Genomic DNA, 18,284 nt, shown 5'->3' with positions numbered 1-18,284 from the left:
AGGCGGGGGAGGCGTGTTTGGGGCGGGAGGGCAGTTTACAGGCGGGCGCAAGGCCATGTTCCGCAGCGCCTTGCAGCATGTGCCCCCGTGCTCTGATTCGCGTTGAGCACGCAGCCTCCGCTGCCCACAATGGAGCGAAGACGCGGCAACATGATTGATGGGATCAAGGTGGGTCAGCTCTCGGCGGGTAGTGGGTCGGTTTTAGGTGCGAGTTGACAGGCGCCGCATTCTTGACATTGGACACTACGGCGATAATTGTGCGCGCACAACCTGCATAGTCCGCGACTATCGCGGCGCCACGCCACGGCGCGGCAATAGCAGGTTGCAAGTACAAAAGTCAGGAGAGCGTACAATGAGCTATTCGCAAGAAGCCCTGACCAGATCGGTCGGTAAGGTAGCATGCGCGGACTCTGAAATGGCAGCCCCGGCGAACCCCATGCTGGCCATAAAGTCAGAATCGAATGGCTCGACCCTTGTAGCCTCCAGGCACGTCCGAACTCCAGTTCGTCCTCCGTGCTTGCGCAGTCGACCTGTGCCCACAGAGCTAGCCAAGGCCAACCACACGCAAGTGTGCTACGGACAACCCGCCATGTTCGAGGGGAGATGCCGACATCGAGATCGAATTCCGTAGGAAGATACTCCCCGCTGCCCGCAGTCGAGAAAAATGGACATAGGCGGTCTCGCCATGTCGGGCGCCACCAATGGCCGATGAACCATTGGACGCCTGCTGCCCTGATTGTAGTGGCCATGAACTCACAATCACCGCGAGGCACAACCCCCGAGTTCCCGGAGATATGTGCAGCCTCAAGTGGATTCACTGCGACGGCGCATGACCATGAAATCACGACGCTCGCGATGACGCCAACTCCCGCCGAAAGCATCGCCCGCTTTACCACTTTAGGGTACCGGCTTCCGGCAAATACTCGAATGCAACTGCGAGGCCGCAACTTTGCCCTCCAACCAGATCGTACACTAAAAACAATGAAGTCCGCTCGTGGCATCTGATTTGCGCAAACGTCGGCGGTAAGCTCATGAGCATGTGGCAGAAGCACGCGATACAGTGAAGGCCCATCATTCGCAGTCCTGGGCAAGCCAGCAAACCAACTCGCCCATGAGAAGGCGCGCTCAACCATCCACGTCGCGACAATGTCACGAAGCCCCATATCGCTTGGGGCAGTTCCGCTTCGCTGAACTCAATCTCATATCTCTTCGCACCGACTGCCACATGTTCCCTTGTTGAGCGTGGTCTATGCACATGGGCGAATCTGATCAAGTGGCCGAGGCGGCCTACACGATCGCAACTCATCCCAACGAAGACCCTGACGTCGTCATTAATCCAAGGATGCGTAAACCGGTCCGTTCGGGCTCCACGGATAGTCGCCGAGACCAGGGGGGAGGGGCTGGCTGCAAGCGTCACAAAGCTTCCTGTACTTTGTGGCGCCCGATTGAACAGACTTGATAAAATCGCGCCACTGGGTTTTGCAATGCTGGGGGGCATTTTGCCCCTGAGCAGCGGTCGCGCATCCAAGCATGCATTCCCAGACTTTGGCTTCGCTGCACGCTCGAATGCAGTCAATTGGCATCGCTGGATTCATCGGGTCTCCGCCAGGCAAGGGAATCCCTGGGCCACAAGGAGTCGCGGCACCGCATGCCCCTGGAGAGCAGCATGCAGCCCCATCAAAGTGTTGCGCCTCACACCCATGCGCGCAACTGAGGAACGCGTCCTTGATTGATTGACAGGTCGGATCGGTGGCAGCCGAAGGAACGCATTGACATACTATGGGGGATCCATTATCGCACCCGGCACGCATGGTTACCCCACCGCCCTTACACGCCTCGTCGCAACACGGATTCTCACCAGGCACCGCGAACGGTATCTGATCCGTTGCTGTCTTGGCCCCAGCACCGCGTACTGTTCTTCCCCCCGGACACTCCCCCGGCCCACCATAGCCCACGCACCCGAGGCTCGAGCCAGCAAGCCCCATCGCATCCAGCCCAGTAACAGGCCTGCTACTCACATACTGGTAAAGGCTCGCGCCATCGACATAGCCGAGCGGATCGCGGCGGGTCCAGCGGCCGAGGGTTGCGTGGTAGACGCGGTTGCGGACATGCATGAGCAGGTCGGACACGAAGTCCAACTCGTATCCCGCGTAGCCGAAGCGGTTGCCGATGTTCGAGAGCCTGCCGCGGCCGAGGGTCACGGATGGCGCGCCACTCGCGATTCCCGCGTCGGTCGAATTCACGACGCCGTCGAGGTTCAGGTCGAAGCGGACTCCCGTCGGGAGCGTCGGGCTGTAGAAGCCGTCATCGGTGCTGTCGCGCACGCCGTCGCCGTTCACATCGCCCAGCGGAATGCCGAAGGGAACGCCGTAGGCCGAGTATCTGGCTCGCTCGGCGAGCGCGCCGCCGCTCGTGACCATCGCCACGACATCGTGACGCCAGGACTGGCAGTAGTAGCGGCGCTCTTCAAGCGTGCCGTCACTTGCTGCCGTCCACGCCGTGTTCGCATCACGGTCGCGAAGAACGAGCGAATCGATGTAGCTCGAGCCGCCGCCCCCGGAATTGCCCGCCTGGTGATGGAGGAAGCGCTCCTTCGGGTTCGCGTCGGAGCCGCGATAGACGGCCGCCAGCCGCCAGCCCTCGTCCCAGGCGAAGAACCAGGTCGGGTCGCTGCCATCGACATCGCCGTCGGCGTCCGCGTCGTAGTGCTCGCTGGCGCGGAAGTTGTTGCCGTAGTAGGTGTACTCGGCGAGCAGCGAATCGTCGCTGCGCTTGCGCAGTTCCTTCAGGCGGCCGAAGGCGTCATAGACATACTTCCAGGTCTGGCCGTCGTCGGTGAGGTTGCCGACCGCGTCGTGCGCGAGCGTGTAGTCAACCGACGCGTTGCTGTCGACATCGCGCGTCAGGATTTCGTTCGCCAGATTGTGCGTGCGCGTCTCGTCGAGTTCGTCGTTACCGGTGTAGCTGCCGTCGCCATCGAGGTCGAGCTGCATGTTCGGCCAGTTGCCCGTCTGCGACAGCGTCCAGAGCTGGCGACGGGTGCGCGAGGAAATGCTGCCGCTTGAGAGCGTGCCTTCGTCCGCATCCGTCAGCCGGTTCAGACCGTCGTTGGCGTAGAGCACATCGAATCCGGGGTAGATGTCGTCCTTGACCGAGGTCACATTGCTTGCACGATCGTAGGCGACATCGAGGTCGACGAAGTCGATCGATCCGCCCGTGATCGTCTTCGTCCAGCGGCTTGAGGTGATGCGATTGAACTGGTCGCGATCGGGGTAGGTGACGGGGCTTCCGGAGGCCCATTCGTTCCACTTGACGCGGCATTCGCCGTACTCGCGGCCCGCGACATCGCCTTCGCCCAGGTACCAGTAGCGGCTGACCGCGGTGCTGCCGTCCTTGATGTTCGTGACGCGGCTCTGGTCTGCATCGAGCAGGCTGCCGGTCGATGAGTAGTCGAGCGTCCAGGTCTTGCCCGCGAGCGTCATCGAGCTGCGACGGAGCGTCTGGCGCTTGCCCGCCGTGGCCGCCTTGGCAATGGCGTAGGAGACTTCGTAGTAGCCGCTGCCTCCGACCGCGGAGTCCCGATCCTGCTTGAAGCTCGTGAGATTGCCCCATCCGTCGAAGGCGTTCTTGACCTCGTTGAGGACATTGCCACTTCCGGGGGTCGCGTTGTCCCAGCTCGTCACGAGTTCGGTGCGTCCGAGGGAGTCATAGGTCGTGCTGATCCGCTTCACCGTGGCGTCGAAGCCGCTCGCGATGGTCGTCGCTCGGCGATGGGTCTCGCGGCCACCGGCGTCGAAGTCGGTCTCGATGACATTTCCGGCCTGGTCGCTTTGCCAGATGAGTTGCCCGGGGGCGTTGTAGTTCTCGATGAGCTGATCGGCCGCCACCGATGCCGCGAAAGCCCGGCCATCACGATCGACAGTGTGCCCGTCGAGATGGACCGGCGTCGGACATCAACCCGCAGAATGCTCCGGATCATTCAGGCGCTCGCTTTCCGCCGGTCACCGCCACGACCCCGGGGCCCGACGCGGAAGATGATCGCACGACGCGCCGCTGTGACGCAAGTGAGAATCGGCCAGATTCTCGCGCGGCCCCAAATCGACTGGCGACGATTGACACAGGCCGCGGGTGGGGGGCCACTGAAGTAGCGTCGGCGGCACCGGGCCGCCGATTCCCTCTCTCGATCGACTCTGCTGGAGGCGACGCCATGATCAGCATGATCAGCACGATCAACTTTGTGCTCACGGGGACTCTCGCGGCCACCGCACCTGCTTCGGGCTACGGGCCGGGTACCGCAGGGACATCGAGCCCGACCGTCATCGATCTCTCCTCATTCTCGGCGCCCGCAACCACCGTGCTCGCCACGATGCATCGCGTTTCTCTCGACCCCGGAAGTGTGGCTGCGGCCGGCGTGTCGCTCAATGAATCAATCGCCATGCTGGCATCCGCTGCTGCGACGCTCGACGAGCAGGCCGCATCGCTCGCTGCTGCCGACGAGAGCCTCGGCGCCGCGCGAAGAAGCGTCGACGCACTTGAGCGATCGATCCGCGCGGGCCAGGCACCGAGCACGCAGGCCGCGGTCGCGGCGCTGAACGCCGCTCGCACCACGCTCGCCTCCGCGATGACGACGCGCGACGCCCTTCTCGCTACGATCATCGAGGCGGCGACCACGAATCTCTCGAATGCACAGAAGGCGTCTCTCGCGACGATTCGCGCCTCGTCCCCCGCCTGGGGCGAGCTCCCAGCCGCGTATCGCGTCATTGCCAGTGACGATGACGCGCTGGTCGAGCTTCGAGGCGCCCTTGCCGCAAAGCGGATCGCGATTGGGGAGAACGAAGGAGTTCCTGATGACACCGCAGCAGTGCTCGCGCAGTGGGCGCAATCGCAGCCAGTCGCCTCTGCACTTGCAGCGCATGACGCCAACGCCACGATGATCGCCGCGAGCTGGGCCACGAGCGTTCAGCCCGGCAATCCTTAATCATCGAATCATCCAGCGCCGCGGATGGTTCCTTCCAGCGCGAAGACGGCCCGAAATGCCCGCGGGAACAGCCGCGAATAGCGACTGACTTACGGCGGCCTGTCCGAATCCCCGGTATCCACTCGTCGCGCGCCGTTGGCGGCGACATTCGTCCCCGCGGCGAAGGGCACGCAAGCTCGCCCAATCCGCCGCCAGCCAGCCAAGGGCGCGCCCAGGAGCGGCGGCGTGGGCGACACGAGCGCATTGGCAGCCGCTCGCCATGGCCCAGGCGTTCGGACCGGCGCAACACACTCAGTCGGGACTGGTGGCTGTTCCCGCGGGCGTGCTGAGGAGAATCCGGTATGGAAGGACCCATATGGGTTTTCGCGTCTCTCGGACGAAACCTCCGCCGACGCAGGCCGCGAGTCGCGTTCCCGCACCCTGAAAGTGGGTTTCGTCGGATTCGCCAGTTTCGTCAGCGGCAGAACAGGGGAGTGGTTGTAGTGACCCAAGAGGGCCAACATCAGCGCTCCTCATGTCTGGTGCAACCCGCGCTGCGCGCCCCCCGACGCCTTCGCGTTTCGTCCGTGGTATTCTCGTCTTCCCAAGGGGTTCGCATCCCCTTGGGGTCATGCGACGAACAGGCGGCGTCTCAGGCGCCGCCCGTTGCATTGCGCTTCGGCCCTATCGTCTAGCCTGGTCCAGGACACCACCCTTTCACGGTGGGAACGCGGGTTCAAATCCCGCTAGGGTCATTCCGTTCAGAGCGTGTGTGCTCAACGCCGTGGGCCGGGCCACGCTCCAGGTCGCGGTGCGACGAGTCGTGCAGCAGTGTTCGTGTGATTGACCCGGTCGCGGAACCGCTGTCGCTTCCCCATTCGTTCCGGCGGACTTAGTCTGACACGGCCATGGAACGCTCGCATGCATCGAGGCTCCAGCCTCCGCCTCCCGGCGAGCCGTTCCGAATCGATGTCCCTCCAGACCTCATCGGGTGGCGCGCCACGCTCTTTCGAGCCTTCCGTCCGCTGATTGCTCGGCTGCTGGGTATGGGCCGGCTCAACCGTGTGCTCTTCGAAGTTCGGGCGCTGGTTGACGAACGGACGAACGAACTCGATGCGCTCAATCAGGTCACGGGAATCCACCCGCTCATTTCTCCCCACGACCTCGCCCGCATTCCCGCGAGCGGTCCGCTGGTCATCGTCTCGAATCATCCATACGGAGGCGTTGATCCGCAGATCCTCGCGACGACGCTTCTCGCCGTCCGCCCCGATGTTCGATTTGTCGCCAATCGCTACCTCGCCACGCTGCCCTTCGTGGGTTCGATGTCCTTCTTCGTGGATGTCTTCGGCGGCAAGGAGGCGACCGCCTTCAACGCGGCAGCGATGCACGAGGCGACCCGGTGGGTCTCGAGTGGTGGTTGCCTCTGCCTCTTTCCTGCGGGCGAGGTTGCGCATCTGAAGTGGGGGCGTTGGGGCGTGCAGGAATCGCCGTGGAACGCTTCGGCGGTCCGCCTGGCGCGGTGGGCGAACGCTTCGATCCTGCCGATCTTTGTCGATGGTCGCAACAGCACCCTCTTTCAGGTGCTCGGCCTGCTGCATCCGGTCCTGAGGACGATGCGGCTTCCGCGCGAGTACTTCCGCATGATGGGCCGCGGCGTGCGCGTGCGCGTCGGGAGCGTTCTCAGCCCGGCGCAACAGGCGCGCTTCGGCAACCACCGCGAGCTTGCGAAGGTTCTCCAGGTGCGTTCGAAGCTTCTGGGCTCGCGCCGTGCGGACGCCGATGGCCTGGAACCTCGTCGCGTCGATGGCGCGCTGACCGAAGCCTCCCGTGAGATCGCCCGGCGTCATCGTGAGTCCTGCGAGGGAGTTGATGGGCTTGATCATGCCGACCTGTCAGCGCAGCAGCCCGTGCCGCTCGTTTCCCAGCACGAGCCCGCGGAGCTCGCCGCCGAAGTCGCGGCGCTCCCGCCGGAGAGTCTTCTCCTTCGACAGGGCGACTACGAGGTGCGCTGCACGAAGGCCGATCGCATTCCGCTGCTCATGCTCGAAATGGGGCGCCTGCGGGAGATCACCTTCCGCGCGGTGGGCGAGGGAAGCGGGCGGGCCATCGACATCGATCGATTCGATCGACATTACCACCAGCTCTTCGTCTGGAACGGGCGCCGCCAGGAACTCGTTGGCGCCTACCGCATGGGGCTGACCGATGAGATCCTGCCATCGCAGGGCATCGATGGTCTCTATACGAGCACGCTCTTTGAGTATGCGCCGCGAGTCATGGAGCAGCTCGGCCCGGCCATCGAGCTCGGTCGAAGCTATGTTCGCCGCGAGTACCAGCGCAAGCCGCTTCCGCTGCTCCTGCTGTGGCGCGGGATCGCCGAGTTCATCGGCCGCCATCCGCGCTATGTGATCGTCTTCGGCCCCGTCAGCATCTCCGATGAGTACCTGACGACCTCCAAGAAGCTCATGATGGCGTTCCTCGAGACGCACCGGGCGCTCGCACGCGTGGTGGACGCGGTCCGCCCGCGAAATCCACCCCGCCTCGGTGCGATCAGTGAGATCGACCCGGAGCCCACGAAGTGGATCATCCGCGACCTCGATCAGGTGGATCAGGTGGTGCGCGATCTCGAGAATGGCGAGCGCGCGGTTCCCGTGCTGCTGCGACAATACCTCCGCATGAATGCGAAGCTGCTGGCGTTCAATGTCGATCCCGACTTCGGCAATGTGGTCGATGCGCTGATGTTCGCCGACATCCGCACCCTGCATCCGCGGATCCAGGACTTCTACCTCGGGCGCGAGAAGGCTGCGGCGTTCCGGCGGGCGCATGCGCTCGACGACGCGCCGAGGTCACCTCGCCGTTGACCTGGCGGCGATCACCCCCGGGCACCTCCTCACCATGACGACTTCACCCACTCCTTCGACGCGGAGCTCCACGAATGGCTGGCAGGTGCAGCGCGTTGAGGTCGATGTTCCCGCGCATCGCTACCAGGTGGTGATCGGCGCCGGAGCGCTCGAGCGACTCGGCGCACTGCTCCACGAGTGCTGTCCCGGGACGCGCCGCGCGTTCGTGGTGGCCGATCGTGCCGTGGCCGAAGGCGTCGGCCGGCAGGTCATGGCGACGCTCGCTGAAGCGGGAGCGGCGCCGATCGTCGCAGAGGTCGAGGCGAGCGAGGCATCGAAAACGGTTGCAGGTGCGGAGCGCCTCTGGCAGAGCATGCTCGACGCGCGGCTTGACCGCACGGCCATCGTGGTGGCGCTCGGCGGCGGAGTGGTGGGTGATCTCGCGGGCTTCGTCGCCGCCACCTTCATGCGCGGTGTGGATTGCGTGCAGGTGCCCACGACGCTGCTCGCCATGGTCGATGCGTCAATTGGCGGGAAGTCCGCCGTCAACCTTCCCTGTGCAGGTGGGCTCGCGAAGAACGCGGTTGGCGTCTTCCGGCAGCCGCGCCGCGTCATCTGTGATCCGCTGGTGCTTGCGACGCTTCCCGATCGGGTGCTCTCCGCCGGGCTCGCCGAGTGTCTGAAGCACGCCATGATCTCCGACCCGGAACTCGCCACCTGGATGGAAGCGCAGCAGGAGCGCATCTTCGCCCGCGATGCCGAGACGCTGACGGCGCTCATCGCACGAAGTGCGAAGGTCAAGGCTGGGATCGTGGCACGGGACGAGCACGAGGCGGGTGAGCGCACGCTCCTGAACCTGGGCCACACCTTCGCCCATGCGCTCGAGGGCGCCCTCCATGAATCAATCTCTCATGGCGAGGCCGTCGGGCTCGGGCTGCTTGCCGCGACAGAGGCGAGCCGCGCCTCCGCCCACTGGCCGGGGGCCGATCCCGACCGGGTCGAGCGCAGGCTGAGGGCGCTTCACTTGCCCACTCGGGCGCCGACCGGATGTTCCCTCTCGGTCATGCTCGACCTGATGGGCATGGACAAGAAGCATCGCGCAGGCCGGTGGCGTCTGGTCCTTCCCGTCGGTGAGGGCGCATGCCGCGTGGTCGACGATCCGCCCCGAGAAGCCGTGGTGGCCGGGTGGCGTCGCATCGGAGTCACCTGACGGCGGGAGCATCTGGCCCTCTGGTCCTCTCCACGGTAGGCTTTGTTCAACGCGACGCCGGAGCGCTTCGACCCCTCTCAATCGGAGCGCCAAGCCAGGATGGATCCCGGCGCCGCACGCAGGATGCGCGCGATGCGAGTGACCGCAATCGTCAATCAGAAGGGTGGCTGCGGCAAAACCACGACGGCGATCAATCTCGCCTCGGTTCTGGCGTCCGGAGGCGCCCGCACGCTATTGGTCGACCTCGATCCGCAGAGCCACTGCTCGCTCGGTCTGGGCATTCCGGAGTCGCGCGTCGAGGTCGCGATGTCTCACGCGCTCTCCGCCCCCGATGACATCGATCCCGAGTCACTCCTCTGGGAGGTCGCGCGGAATCTCAAGCTCGCACCGAGCACGATCGAACTGGCCGCATTTGAAGCGACCTCCCACGGCGCGGAGCGGGATCGTCGCCTCGAACGATTGCTCGCGCGACTCGCGAGCGACTTCGACTGGTGCATTCTCGACTGTCCGCCGACGGTGGGGCTTCTCACCTTCAACGCGCTGCGCGCCTGTGACGAGACGATCGTGCCGGTCGAAACGGGGTACTTCGCGCTTCGAGGAGCCGAACGCCAGGTCGCCACCGTGCAGGCGGTTGCGGCGCGCCTCGGCAGGGAGGTGACCTTGCGCCTTCTTCCGTCGATGCATCGAGATGGCGCCAAGGTGTCGCAGGAGGTGCTCGCGGCGCTCGAGCGCCGGTTCGCCGAGATCGTCGTCCCGGTTGTCGTGCGTGAACACGAAGTGCTGCGCGAAGCCGCGAGCTTCGGGCAGGCGATTCCCGAGTTCGCACCCCAGTCGGCGGCGCATGAGGACTTCCGACGCCTGGCTGAGTGGCTCCGCGCCAATCCGCCCGCGCCGCGACCCGTTCACCAGGAGCGCCTCGAAGCGGGGTCGCTCTGGGCGGAGCCCGAGGCGCCCGCTCCCCAGGCGGGTCGAAGCGATCGCGCGGCGGAACTCGTCGCGCGGATGCGCAGCCCGGCCACGGCTCCTGAACCACCACCACTCGTCGAGGGCGCTTCATGAAGATCGAGAGTCGTGATCCCTATGACGCCCTTGCCGCGATCTTCCTCGGTCCGAGAAGCGCATCGAGCGCCGCGCCGCCGGCTCCGGAGTTGCGTTCACAGCGATCGCCGGGGAGTGAGCCGCGCGAGTCGATCCACTCCCGGTCGCCAGGGAATGAAGGACGGGAAGCGGTGACATCTCGAGCGGGCCGATTGACCTTGCGCTCGGCCTCCATTTCCGTGCCCGACGCGTCATGCGTCTCGCTCATTCGCGCCACCGCCGCCATCACGGGCCACCTTCCGGTGATGGCGGGATTGTGGGCGACGCAATTCGGAGATCGAGTCGGCATGGCCGAGGGGCCCACCGGTCTCATTCGATGCGAGCGCGACCTCGTGCACGCCGAGATCCTGCGTGGGGGTGGTCGGCAGATCGGACTCCATCAGGGTGAGTGCCTCGACGAGTGGCTCACTCGCGCGGCGCGCGTCATTCGGCGGTGGATCATCTGCGTCAGCGGCACATCGGCTCCCGATGAGGCGCTGCATGATGGCTTCGCCGAACGGGTGCTCCTGACGAGCGCCGATGAGGCGGCGGTCGCGGCAGCGCGGCGCGTGATTGACGCGGTTTCCGAGCGCGCGACCGAACATGGCATGGCGGCATCTCTCGGCGTGGTGGTGGTCGGCGCGCCGCCCGAGCGCGTGCAGTGGATGATGGATGAACTCGGCGGGGGCGCCTCCGGGGTCATCGACCTTCCGCTCGTTGGCGCGATCCCGAGGCTCGATCGAGTCGACAGCTCCGAGCGCCATTGCTTCGAGGTGGCCTCGGCGCCGGAGGCGGGTCATCTGCTCTCTGTGCTCGAAAGCGCTGCGAGTCGCGCTGTCGATCGCTTTCACGATGAGGCGATGGTGACCGAGAGGCGCCCGCCGCGATCGATGGCTCCTCGACCAGTGGCGGAGCCGCCTCCCGTTGTCCACCATGACGCCCCAACACCACGGATCGTCACGCTCGATGAGGAGCCGCCGTCATCGTCTGGTCCGTTGCCGTTCGAGGATGGTTCGACCGATGTCGAAGCGGCCAGGGAGATGCCCATTGAAGTTGGACCCGGGCTGGAGGCCACGACCCTGACGCAAGGCGCGGCCGCGCCGGAGGCGCCTGCGTCAGAAACCGGCGACGCCTCACCCAGCGATCTCGCGCGACTCCTGACAACCGTCGAGGCGCTTGACTTCCGCTGCCCTGTGGAGCCTGCGATTGAACTCGCCTCGGATCAGCAGGGGCGTTTGCATCTGGTAGCGCCGGTCGAGGCCATGACTTCGCTCCGCAGCGCGCGCCGATGGGCGACCACCAACGCGGCGCTGCTCGTGCGGGCGTTCCCCGGACTGACATGTTCCGCCGGGGTCGCGCCGCCGCCCGAATCTTGGATCATCGAGCGCGTCGTGACCCGTGAGGCGAGCGGCGTCGAGGGGCTCCACGGCTGCGGTGTCGCCCTCGACCTCCTCGTGTCCATTCCCGGCAGTGCATCGGCGGTGCATGTCCCGCTCAATGCGCTCGCCAAGGGCGGCGCGTCGCCCGCGTCACGCGCTTGACATCGCGCCTTCGCCGCCAAGAGCCCGACGCAGGAATCCGATCCACGATTCGCCCGCGAAAGCGCGCACCTCGCGCTCGCTCCAGCCGCAGGTGCGTAGGCCATCGAGGAGTTGCTGAAGATCCTCCGGTCGCTGCGCACCGCGCGGACAGTCGAGCGGCGTGAACCCGCCGTCAAAGTCGCTGCCGAGCCCGAGGTGCTCGACGCCAATCCACTCGCGCCAATGGTCGAGATGCCGACGCACATCGTCGATGGTTGCCGTTCGGCCCTCGGCCAGAAAGCGACCGAAGAGATTGAGGCCGACCACGCCGCCGCGCTCGGCAATCCGCTTCGCATGATCGTCGCGAAGATGACGCTGAGACATCCCCAGGAGCGCACGCGCATTGGAGTGCGACGCCATCACGCAGCCGCCGAAGAGGTCGAGCGCCTCATCGACGGCGCGGTCCGCGAGGTGCGAACAATCGAGGATCACACCCAATCGCTCCATCTCGCGAAGAAAGTCGCGGCCGAACGGCGTGACTCCTCCAGGCCTCGCATTTCCACCAGCGTAGCGGGAGCCCTTCGCCCAGCTTGGACCAATGGCGCGCACGCCGCGCCGCACCCACTGTTCCAACTCCGAGGGAGCCTCGATCGGGTCGGCGCACTCCATGAGGATGAGCGCTGCGATGGGCGTCTTTCCATGTTCGTTGAGCCTCGCCCCACTCCAGGCGCGCTCGAGATCATCGGCGCTGCGCACGATCGAGAGTCGCCCCGCGCGCTCGAGCACCTCGTAGCACTCCATCTGAAGCTCCGCGCCGGCTCGGCTTCGAGCGACATCAGGAGGCCCTGCGTACTCCCACGGCGCGCGAGGATCGGGCGGCCGCTCCTCGACCCACTCCGTGAAGATCGTCGCGAAGACCAGGCGCACACCACCGGCGCGAAGTGCGGGAAGAGTCACTCCCACGCGATCGGGATCGGGCGACGGCTCTTCCAGCCTGACCCCCTGGAGCGCGAGATAGGCCAGGTCGAGATGTCCGTCGACGATGGGAGTGATCACTCGGCGATCCTACGGCCCCCAGTCGCCCTCGACCGCATGCGTGAGTCGAGAGGGGTGAGCTGTGAGCGGCTAGCCATCACCCGAGATCCATGCCCGAGATCCATGCCCGAGATCCGTGAGCGATGACCCGCAAGCGGCCAAAGGCCATGACCCGAGAGCGGTGAGCCATCTGCCGTAAACGGTGAGCGATGTGCCAGAGGCCATGAGTCGTGAACGGGCAGCCGACAACCGTGAGCGATGAACCCTGGACCGAGTTCCTCGCTGGAACCTGAAAGAACCCCGAGCCGTCCAGGGGGCCGCTCCTGCCCGCGCGAGGGTCCTTTGGGCACACTTGCCCCCTGCGGGAGTGCGGCCTGGCGCAGCGACTTCCGAACCTTCGGGGGTTGCTCCCCGCCCGCCGGGCCCGGTACTCTCCTCGCCTTCATGGCCGTCTCGATGTCATCCAGCGCGCCACCGGCGCCGCCCATGGTGTCGGCGCAGTGGCTCTCGCTCGGCGAGCGCCTCGCCTCGGCCGTGGTTGCGGTGGTGGCGCTTGCGGTCCTGCTCATTGCCGCGAGGCTCGAACCCTCGCCCTTCGGCATCGGAACCCATCAGCAACTCGGCTTGCCCGCCTGCTCGTGGCCTCTTGCCTTCGGGTTGCCATGCCCATCGTGTGGCATGACGACGGCCTTCGCCCACGCCGCCGATGGTCACTTCATCGCGGCGATCAAGGCCCAGCCCTTCGGGGCGCTCCTTGCACTGGCGACGGCCATGGCCGTTGTCGTCGGTGCCTTCGCCGCCATCACCGGTACGCGGGTGCTCACGCTCTTCTCACCCTTGCTCTCCAAGGCTGGCGCCATCGCCGCCGTCGTGGCGCTGCTGGCCGCCTGGGGATACAAGATCATTGAGTATCGGGCCGCGCTCATCTGACTCGACTTCCGTCCGCATTGGAGAGACGCCCCATGACGATTCGAAGCATCACCGCAAGACTTATGTCCACGAGCGTCCTTCTCCTGCTGACCGCGGGCATGGGTGGCTGCGCCATTCCGCAACTCATCGCGGCCGTGGGTCACAACATCGAGCGTGAGAAGGAGATCGAAGTCCTCGCCAAGTACACCGGCCTCGACAACAGGACCGTTGCGGTGCTGGTGCATGCCGATCACGCGATGCTCTACGAGTACCCGATGGTGAAGCCGAACATGACGGCGAACATCTCGGCGCGACTCCAGCAGAATGTGTCGGGCACGCGAGTGCTCAATCCGACGCAGGTGATGACCTGGGAGTACCAGACTCCCACATGGGCGAGCATGCCGATGGGTCAGGTGTGCGAACTGCTCGATGTCGATCGCATCGTCTATGTCGATGTGCTCGAGTTTCGGCTGAATCCGCCGGGAAACCGCTTCCTCTGGGAGGCTGCGGCGGTCGCCAATGTGAGCGTCTTCGAGCGTCATTCGCTCGATCCTGATGCGCCGGTCGAGGAGTTCTCCGTGACCAGCCGCTTCCCCGATGAGCGGACCGTGACGCGCGAGCAGCTTCGGCAGGAGCAGGTCGAAGCGGGCATCGTCGGGCGATTCTGTCAGAAGGTGGCGTGGCTCTTCTACGACCACAAGGAAGACAAGTATCCCGATCGGAGGGTGCGCGGATGATGGCGATCACGCGTGGAAGGAGCATGGCGGCGCTTGGTCTCACGCTGATGGCCGTGATGGCGTCAGCCGGTTCGCTCTCGGGTTGCAACATCATCGTGCCGGCGGCCTACATTCTTGAAGGTCCTCCGACGGTGGATGCGGAGTTCACGCTGCCCGATCGACGGACCGTCGTCTTTGTCGATGACACCCGCAACATGCTTCCGCGGACGGCGCTCAGGACTCGATTGGGAGACAGGACAGCAACGCTGCTTCTTGAGAATGGTCTCATCACGCAGGCGATCGCCTCGAGTGAAGCCATCCAGGTGGTCAGGCGCTTCGATTCGGAGTCGAAGCGCATCTCGATGGCACAGGTCGGCGAGGAACTCGGCGCCGAGACGGTGATCCATGTCAAGGTGACCTCCTTCATGCTCTCGCCGGATGGCGAGACGCCGCGTCCTCTTGCCGAGGCCGAGGTTCGGGTGATCGATGTGGCTGGTGGGCGCCGCCTCTATCCCACGGGCGATTCTCACAGGCCCGTCGTGGCCCAGCTTCGTGAGCAGCCGCTTGAGAACTATCGCTCAAGTGTGGGGCGCCGAGACATGGAGGACCAGTTGGCGGATCAGCTTGGTCGCTCCGTGGCTGTTCTTTTCTATCGTCACCAGAAGAAGGAACTCGGCGAGCGGCTTGGCGTCCGTTGATGACGCCGCGCCGGGTCCTTCATGTCATCACGCCATCGGCGCCAGCGGCAGGCGAGGCGATGCTGCGCCTGCTGGGATTCACACGGAGGCTTCTCCCGGAACTTGATCACCAGGTGCTCGTTGTGGGCGCCTTCGCTTTGTCGCGGCGAGCCGTGGCCGCGGGGGTGGGCGGACATCGGCGCCTGCCACCGCTTCTCGGCGCCCCGCGCCTCTCGGCGCGCGGCATCCGAAATGCCGTCGAGCAGGCTGGTGCGGATCTCATCCATCTCTGGGACCACGCGAGCGCAGACCTCGTGGTGGATGGCCGACCAGCCGCGGGGGTCGTCGCCACTCTCGCGGGAACGCCAGTGCGCGGCGCGGCGACACCGCTCGCGCAGGATCGCGCCGAGGCGATCTGCCTGGGCGAGCGGGCGCGTCGCCAGGCGCTCGATGCCGGCTGGCTTCATGGCCGCGTGCGCACGGTCTCGCCGCCGGTTGACTCGCAGTTCAACAGCGGTGCCCATGGACGAGAGGTCACCCGCGCCGCGTGGCGCGACTCATGGGGCATTGATGAGGCCACCGTGGCCGTCGGAGTGCTCGGCGATCCGTGGACCTCGATCGACGCCAAGCTCGCGTTCGACATGGCCGGACGCGCGGCGCTTGCGGGCCATCGGGTGAAGCTCGTCATCGATCCCCGTGCGGCGGCAGCAGGGGAGTTGCGGCGCTGGGGCGATCTCACTTCGCTCCGGCATGTCTTCGTGGAGGAGCCTGCGGCGGCGCGGCCGTGGACCATCGTGCATGCCCTTGACGCGGCGCTGGTCGTCGAGCAGAGGCCGATCTCGCCGAAGCGGTGGTGCCTGCTGGCGAAGCCGCGAGGTGCGCCATCGGGTCCTCTCTCGGCGCTCTGGGCCGTCGACGCGGGTCTGCCGCTTGTCGCGACGACCGGTGGCGTGGTGGAAGGGCTCGTGCCGCCGGAGCGCGTCGTCCAAGTCAGGCGGCAGGCCAACGCGGGCGCCGCGGCTCTCTGTGGGCTCTTGCCGCGAGCGGACTGTGCCGCTGCCTCGACGCCTGCGCTGCAACGCACCACCGAGGACGATCCGGCGCCTCCACAGCGTCGAGCCACTGCGGAGAGCTGGGCGAGAGAGATTCGCGCCCTCTACGAACGCGTCTGAACCGGGCTCGCGGCATTGCGCCAGTCGAGAGACGCGGCCGAGCACCGACCGCGGCGCTCAAGCGCGGGCGAGCTCAGTGCCTTCCATGCGCCACGGCTTCCGATGCTCGGCGACCGCGCGGATCGATCGCGGCCGCGGCATTGAAGTAGAAGTCCGCAAGGAGCGTGTTCGACAGGTGCATGCCACGCAGGAGAGGCGCGTCCATGGGTCCATGGCGCTTCGGATCGACCATCGCGAGGTCGGGATCGGCAATGGGACTGGTGCGCTCGCCTTCGCCCTCCCAGAGCACGCGCAGCGCCCAGTAGCGGCTTGCGTAGAGGTCGAACGCAGCCTCTTCGTTGCTCGCCTTCGCGCCCATCTCGGTCTTGTCGGGCTTCGCTTCAAGGTGATCGTCGGTGGTCACGATGTCCGATCCGAAGAGCAGTCGCCCGCGCCAACGCTCCATGAAGCGCTGGACTCGCTCGGGCGGGTGCCGCGAAACCTCGCGCACCATCCACTTGGTGGCGCTCGCATCCAGATGCAGATGACCGTGGCGTTCGAGGAGCCCATCGAGGAAGTCGAGATCCTCGGGAAAACCTCCTAGATGGGCGGCAATCCATGGATTTGGATAGCAATCGAGCAGCCTCTCGAGCGGCTCGTAGTGGGAGAGCTTGGTTCCGTAGCGATGAGCATCGGCGTACTTCGTGGCGAACCATGTGTCCGGATCAGCCACATGCACCATGAAGGTCATGCCGAGCGACGCCGCGACATCCATCGCCCGGCGCCGATGCGGAGCATCGAGTCGCAGAAGGTCGGGCTGTCCGGCCTCGTGGCCGAGGTCGATGCCGCGCGGCGCGCACCAGAACTTGACGATGGTCGCTCCCGCTGCGTGGAAGTCACGAACTCGATCGGCGAAGGCCGCGCCATGCGTGGCGATGCGATCCTTGGAGGCGAAGTCAGGGATGGCGATGAAGCGAATGCGCTCGCCCAGCACTCCGCGCACGGTCTCCACCTGCTGCAGGGAGGTCATCGACCAGATCTCGGAGATCCCGTAGAGGTCCATCGCCTCCTGGAGAATCGCCGCCGCTCGAACGCCATGGACATGGGAGTGCGCGTCGATGATCGGATGGCCCGGCGCCGCGAAGGCTTCGCTCTCTGCCCGGTAGTCGATCCCCGGCAGGTTCGAGGCATTGGCGGGTCTTCGGCCGGCTGAGGCGAGAAGTCTGCGCGGGTCGATCGCCATGGGAGCGAAGGCTACGCGCCCAGAAGGGCGTCGGTCGAATCGTTTCGGGTTCGCGTTGGCTCAGCGCCTCTTCGAACTGCGTCCGGCGCCGATCACGCTGCTTCGGTGAGGGCGTTTCGACTCCGCCGCCGAGTGGGCCGGCCCCCGTTCGACCGGAAGTCGAGAGGCGCCGTTGGCCGGGTGCGCGCTCTCTCGAGCGCCTCTCGCTGTGGCCGGGAGCGTGGGGCGGGAGTCACTCGGGCGCGGCGATCGGTTCGAGGATGAAACTGCAGGCGCGCCATTGGCGCCATTCGACGCGTGTTCGATCGGCGCGGGTGCGATGCTCACGCTGGGCTCCTCGGCGCAGTGGCAGCGGACCGTCGCCCCGGGCTGCACCAGCGAGGCGTGGTGCACCACACCGACATAGATTTCCGTGTCCGCCTCGATGTCCACATGGCGGACCATTTCACAATCGAACCAGCTCATCGCCCGCAGAGGGACCGGCGCTCCCGATGGCGTTCGCAAGTGAGGCACTGAGATGAAGGGATCAACCCCGTGCTCGGGCATGGCGGGAAAGAGGCGCTTCAGCACGCGCTCATCGCGGTGCACTTGGCAGAGGGCAAATCCGTGGCTGTCACGAATGATCGCGCTCAAGGCGTGGCCCTTCTCGATGGCGACCAGCAGCATCGGAGGGGTCCGGGCACACTGCTGCACCCAACGCACATGCGCGCCGCATCGGGTGTCCCCGTGGGCGGCGGTCAAGATGAAGTGGCTGTTGGGAATGCGATCGAGGATGGCGGCGATTGACGCACGATCAGCGGGAAGCCAGTCCATCGTTCGACTCATTGCGGTCGTACCGGCGACTCGGGGCCGCGCCGGTGGGCCAGGAAATGATCAGTCAGGGCGTTCGCCACTCCCCTCGGCAGAAGTGTGCGTCACTTTCTCGTCTTGTCCATAAGAGCCTGCGAGATCA

13 protein-coding genes and 1 tRNA gene are annotated in these 18,284 nt (G+C 65.8%); 10 read left to right on the top strand and 4 right to left on the bottom strand.

Translation table 11 applies throughout. The annotated features are described in order from the left end of the window. Positions 1 to 1,331 precede the first annotated feature (1,331 nt). On the bottom strand, positions 1,332 to 3,887 hold the full coding sequence (locus KF724_10460; protein MBX3356101.1) for a hypothetical protein: 2,556 nt from the start codon (positions 3,885 to 3,887) through the stop codon (positions 1,332 to 1,334). A gap of 320 nt (positions 3,888 to 4,207) precedes the next feature. On the opposite strand from KF724_10460, the gene KF724_10455 reads away from it, so the two are divergent. From KF724_10455 to KF724_10430, 6 genes are all read left to right on the top strand, one after another. Continuing rightward, positions 4,208 to 4,978: a hypothetical protein gene (locus KF724_10455; GenBank protein ID MBX3356100.1), complete on the top strand. Its 771-nt coding sequence runs from the start codon at positions 4,208 to 4,210 to the stop codon at positions 4,976 to 4,978. A 659-nt stretch (positions 4,979 to 5,637) separates the two neighbouring features. Beyond that, positions 5,638 to 5,712, top strand: a tRNA-Glu gene (locus KF724_10450). A 153-nt stretch (positions 5,713 to 5,865) separates the two neighbouring features. Further along, the gene (locus KF724_10445; GenBank protein ID MBX3356099.1) at positions 5,866 to 7,815 is read left to right on the top strand and encodes a lysophospholipid acyltransferase family protein; all 1,950 of its coding nucleotides are present in this window, start codon (positions 5,866 to 5,868) and stop codon (positions 7,813 to 7,815) included. A 34-nt stretch (positions 7,816 to 7,849) separates the two neighbouring features. After that, a complete protein-coding gene (aroB, locus tag KF724_10440; protein MBX3356098.1) occupies positions 7,850 to 9,004 on the top strand; it encodes a 3-dehydroquinate synthase in 1,155 nt (384 codons plus the stop codon). Between the two features lie 132 nt (positions 9,005 to 9,136). Beyond that, complete coding sequence (locus tag KF724_10435) at positions 9,137 to 10,063, top strand: ParA family protein (GenBank protein MBX3356097.1); 927 nt, start codon at positions 9,137 to 9,139, stop codon at positions 10,061 to 10,063. Then, positions 10,060 to 11,622: a hypothetical protein gene (locus tag KF724_10430; GenBank protein MBX3356096.1), complete on the top strand. Its 1,563-nt coding sequence runs from the start codon at positions 10,060 to 10,062 to the stop codon at positions 11,620 to 11,622. The genes KF724_10435 and KF724_10430 overlap by 4 nt, the downstream gene beginning before the upstream one ends. Here the strand turns inward: KF724_10430 and KF724_10425 are convergent. After that, positions 11,611 to 12,657, bottom strand: a complete 1,047-nt coding sequence (locus KF724_10425) for a membrane dipeptidase (protein MBX3356095.1) — start codon at positions 12,655 to 12,657, stop codon at positions 11,611 to 11,613. The two genes, KF724_10430 and KF724_10425, sit on opposite strands and share 12 nt — an antisense overlap. A 423-nt stretch (positions 12,658 to 13,080) precedes the next feature. On the opposite strand from KF724_10425, the gene KF724_10420 reads away from it, so the two are divergent. Genes KF724_10420 through KF724_10405 form a run of 4 tightly spaced genes read left to right on the top strand, consistent with a single transcriptional unit; the run spans position 13,081 to position 16,110 of the window. After that, the gene (locus KF724_10420) at positions 13,081 to 13,566 is read left to right on the top strand and encodes a DUF2752 domain-containing protein (GenBank protein ID MBX3356094.1); all 486 of its coding nucleotides are present in this window, start codon (positions 13,081 to 13,083) and stop codon (positions 13,564 to 13,566) included. Positions 13,567 to 13,598: 32 nt separating this feature from the next. Then, entirely contained in the window at positions 13,599 to 14,282 is a 684-nt protein-coding gene (locus KF724_10415) for a hypothetical protein (protein ID MBX3356093.1), read from the top strand. After that, positions 14,282 to 14,959, top strand: coding sequence for a hypothetical protein (locus KF724_10410; GenBank protein MBX3356092.1), 678 nt, complete (start codon positions 14,282 to 14,284; stop codon positions 14,957 to 14,959). The genes KF724_10415 and KF724_10410 overlap by 1 nt, the downstream gene beginning before the upstream one ends. After that, positions 14,959 to 16,110, top strand: a complete 1,152-nt coding sequence (locus tag KF724_10405) for a hypothetical protein (GenBank protein ID MBX3356091.1) — start codon at positions 14,959 to 14,961, stop codon at positions 16,108 to 16,110. Before KF724_10410 ends, KF724_10405 begins: the two co-directional genes overlap by 1 nt. Before the next feature lie 73 nt (positions 16,111 to 16,183). Here KF724_10405 and KF724_10400 read toward each other — a convergent pair whose 3' ends face one another. Both KF724_10400 and KF724_10395 read right to left on the bottom strand, forming a co-directional pair. Further along, positions 16,184 to 17,332 (bottom strand): hypothetical protein, encoded by a 1,149-nt coding sequence (locus KF724_10400; protein MBX3356090.1) that lies wholly within the window; start codon positions 17,330 to 17,332, stop codon positions 16,184 to 16,186. Positions 17,333 to 17,392: 60 nt separating this feature from the next. After that, complete coding sequence (locus KF724_10395) at positions 17,393 to 18,145, bottom strand: flavin reductase (protein MBX3356089.1); 753 nt, start codon at positions 18,143 to 18,145, stop codon at positions 17,393 to 17,395. Positions 18,146 to 18,284: the final 139 nt, after the last annotated feature.

It is taken from the genome of Phycisphaeraceae bacterium (assembly GCA_019636735.1).
Taxonomy (GTDB): domain Bacteria; phylum Planctomycetota; class Phycisphaerae; order Phycisphaerales; family SM1A02; genus VGXK01.
This window is presented reverse-complemented; position numbering and strand designations above follow the sequence as displayed.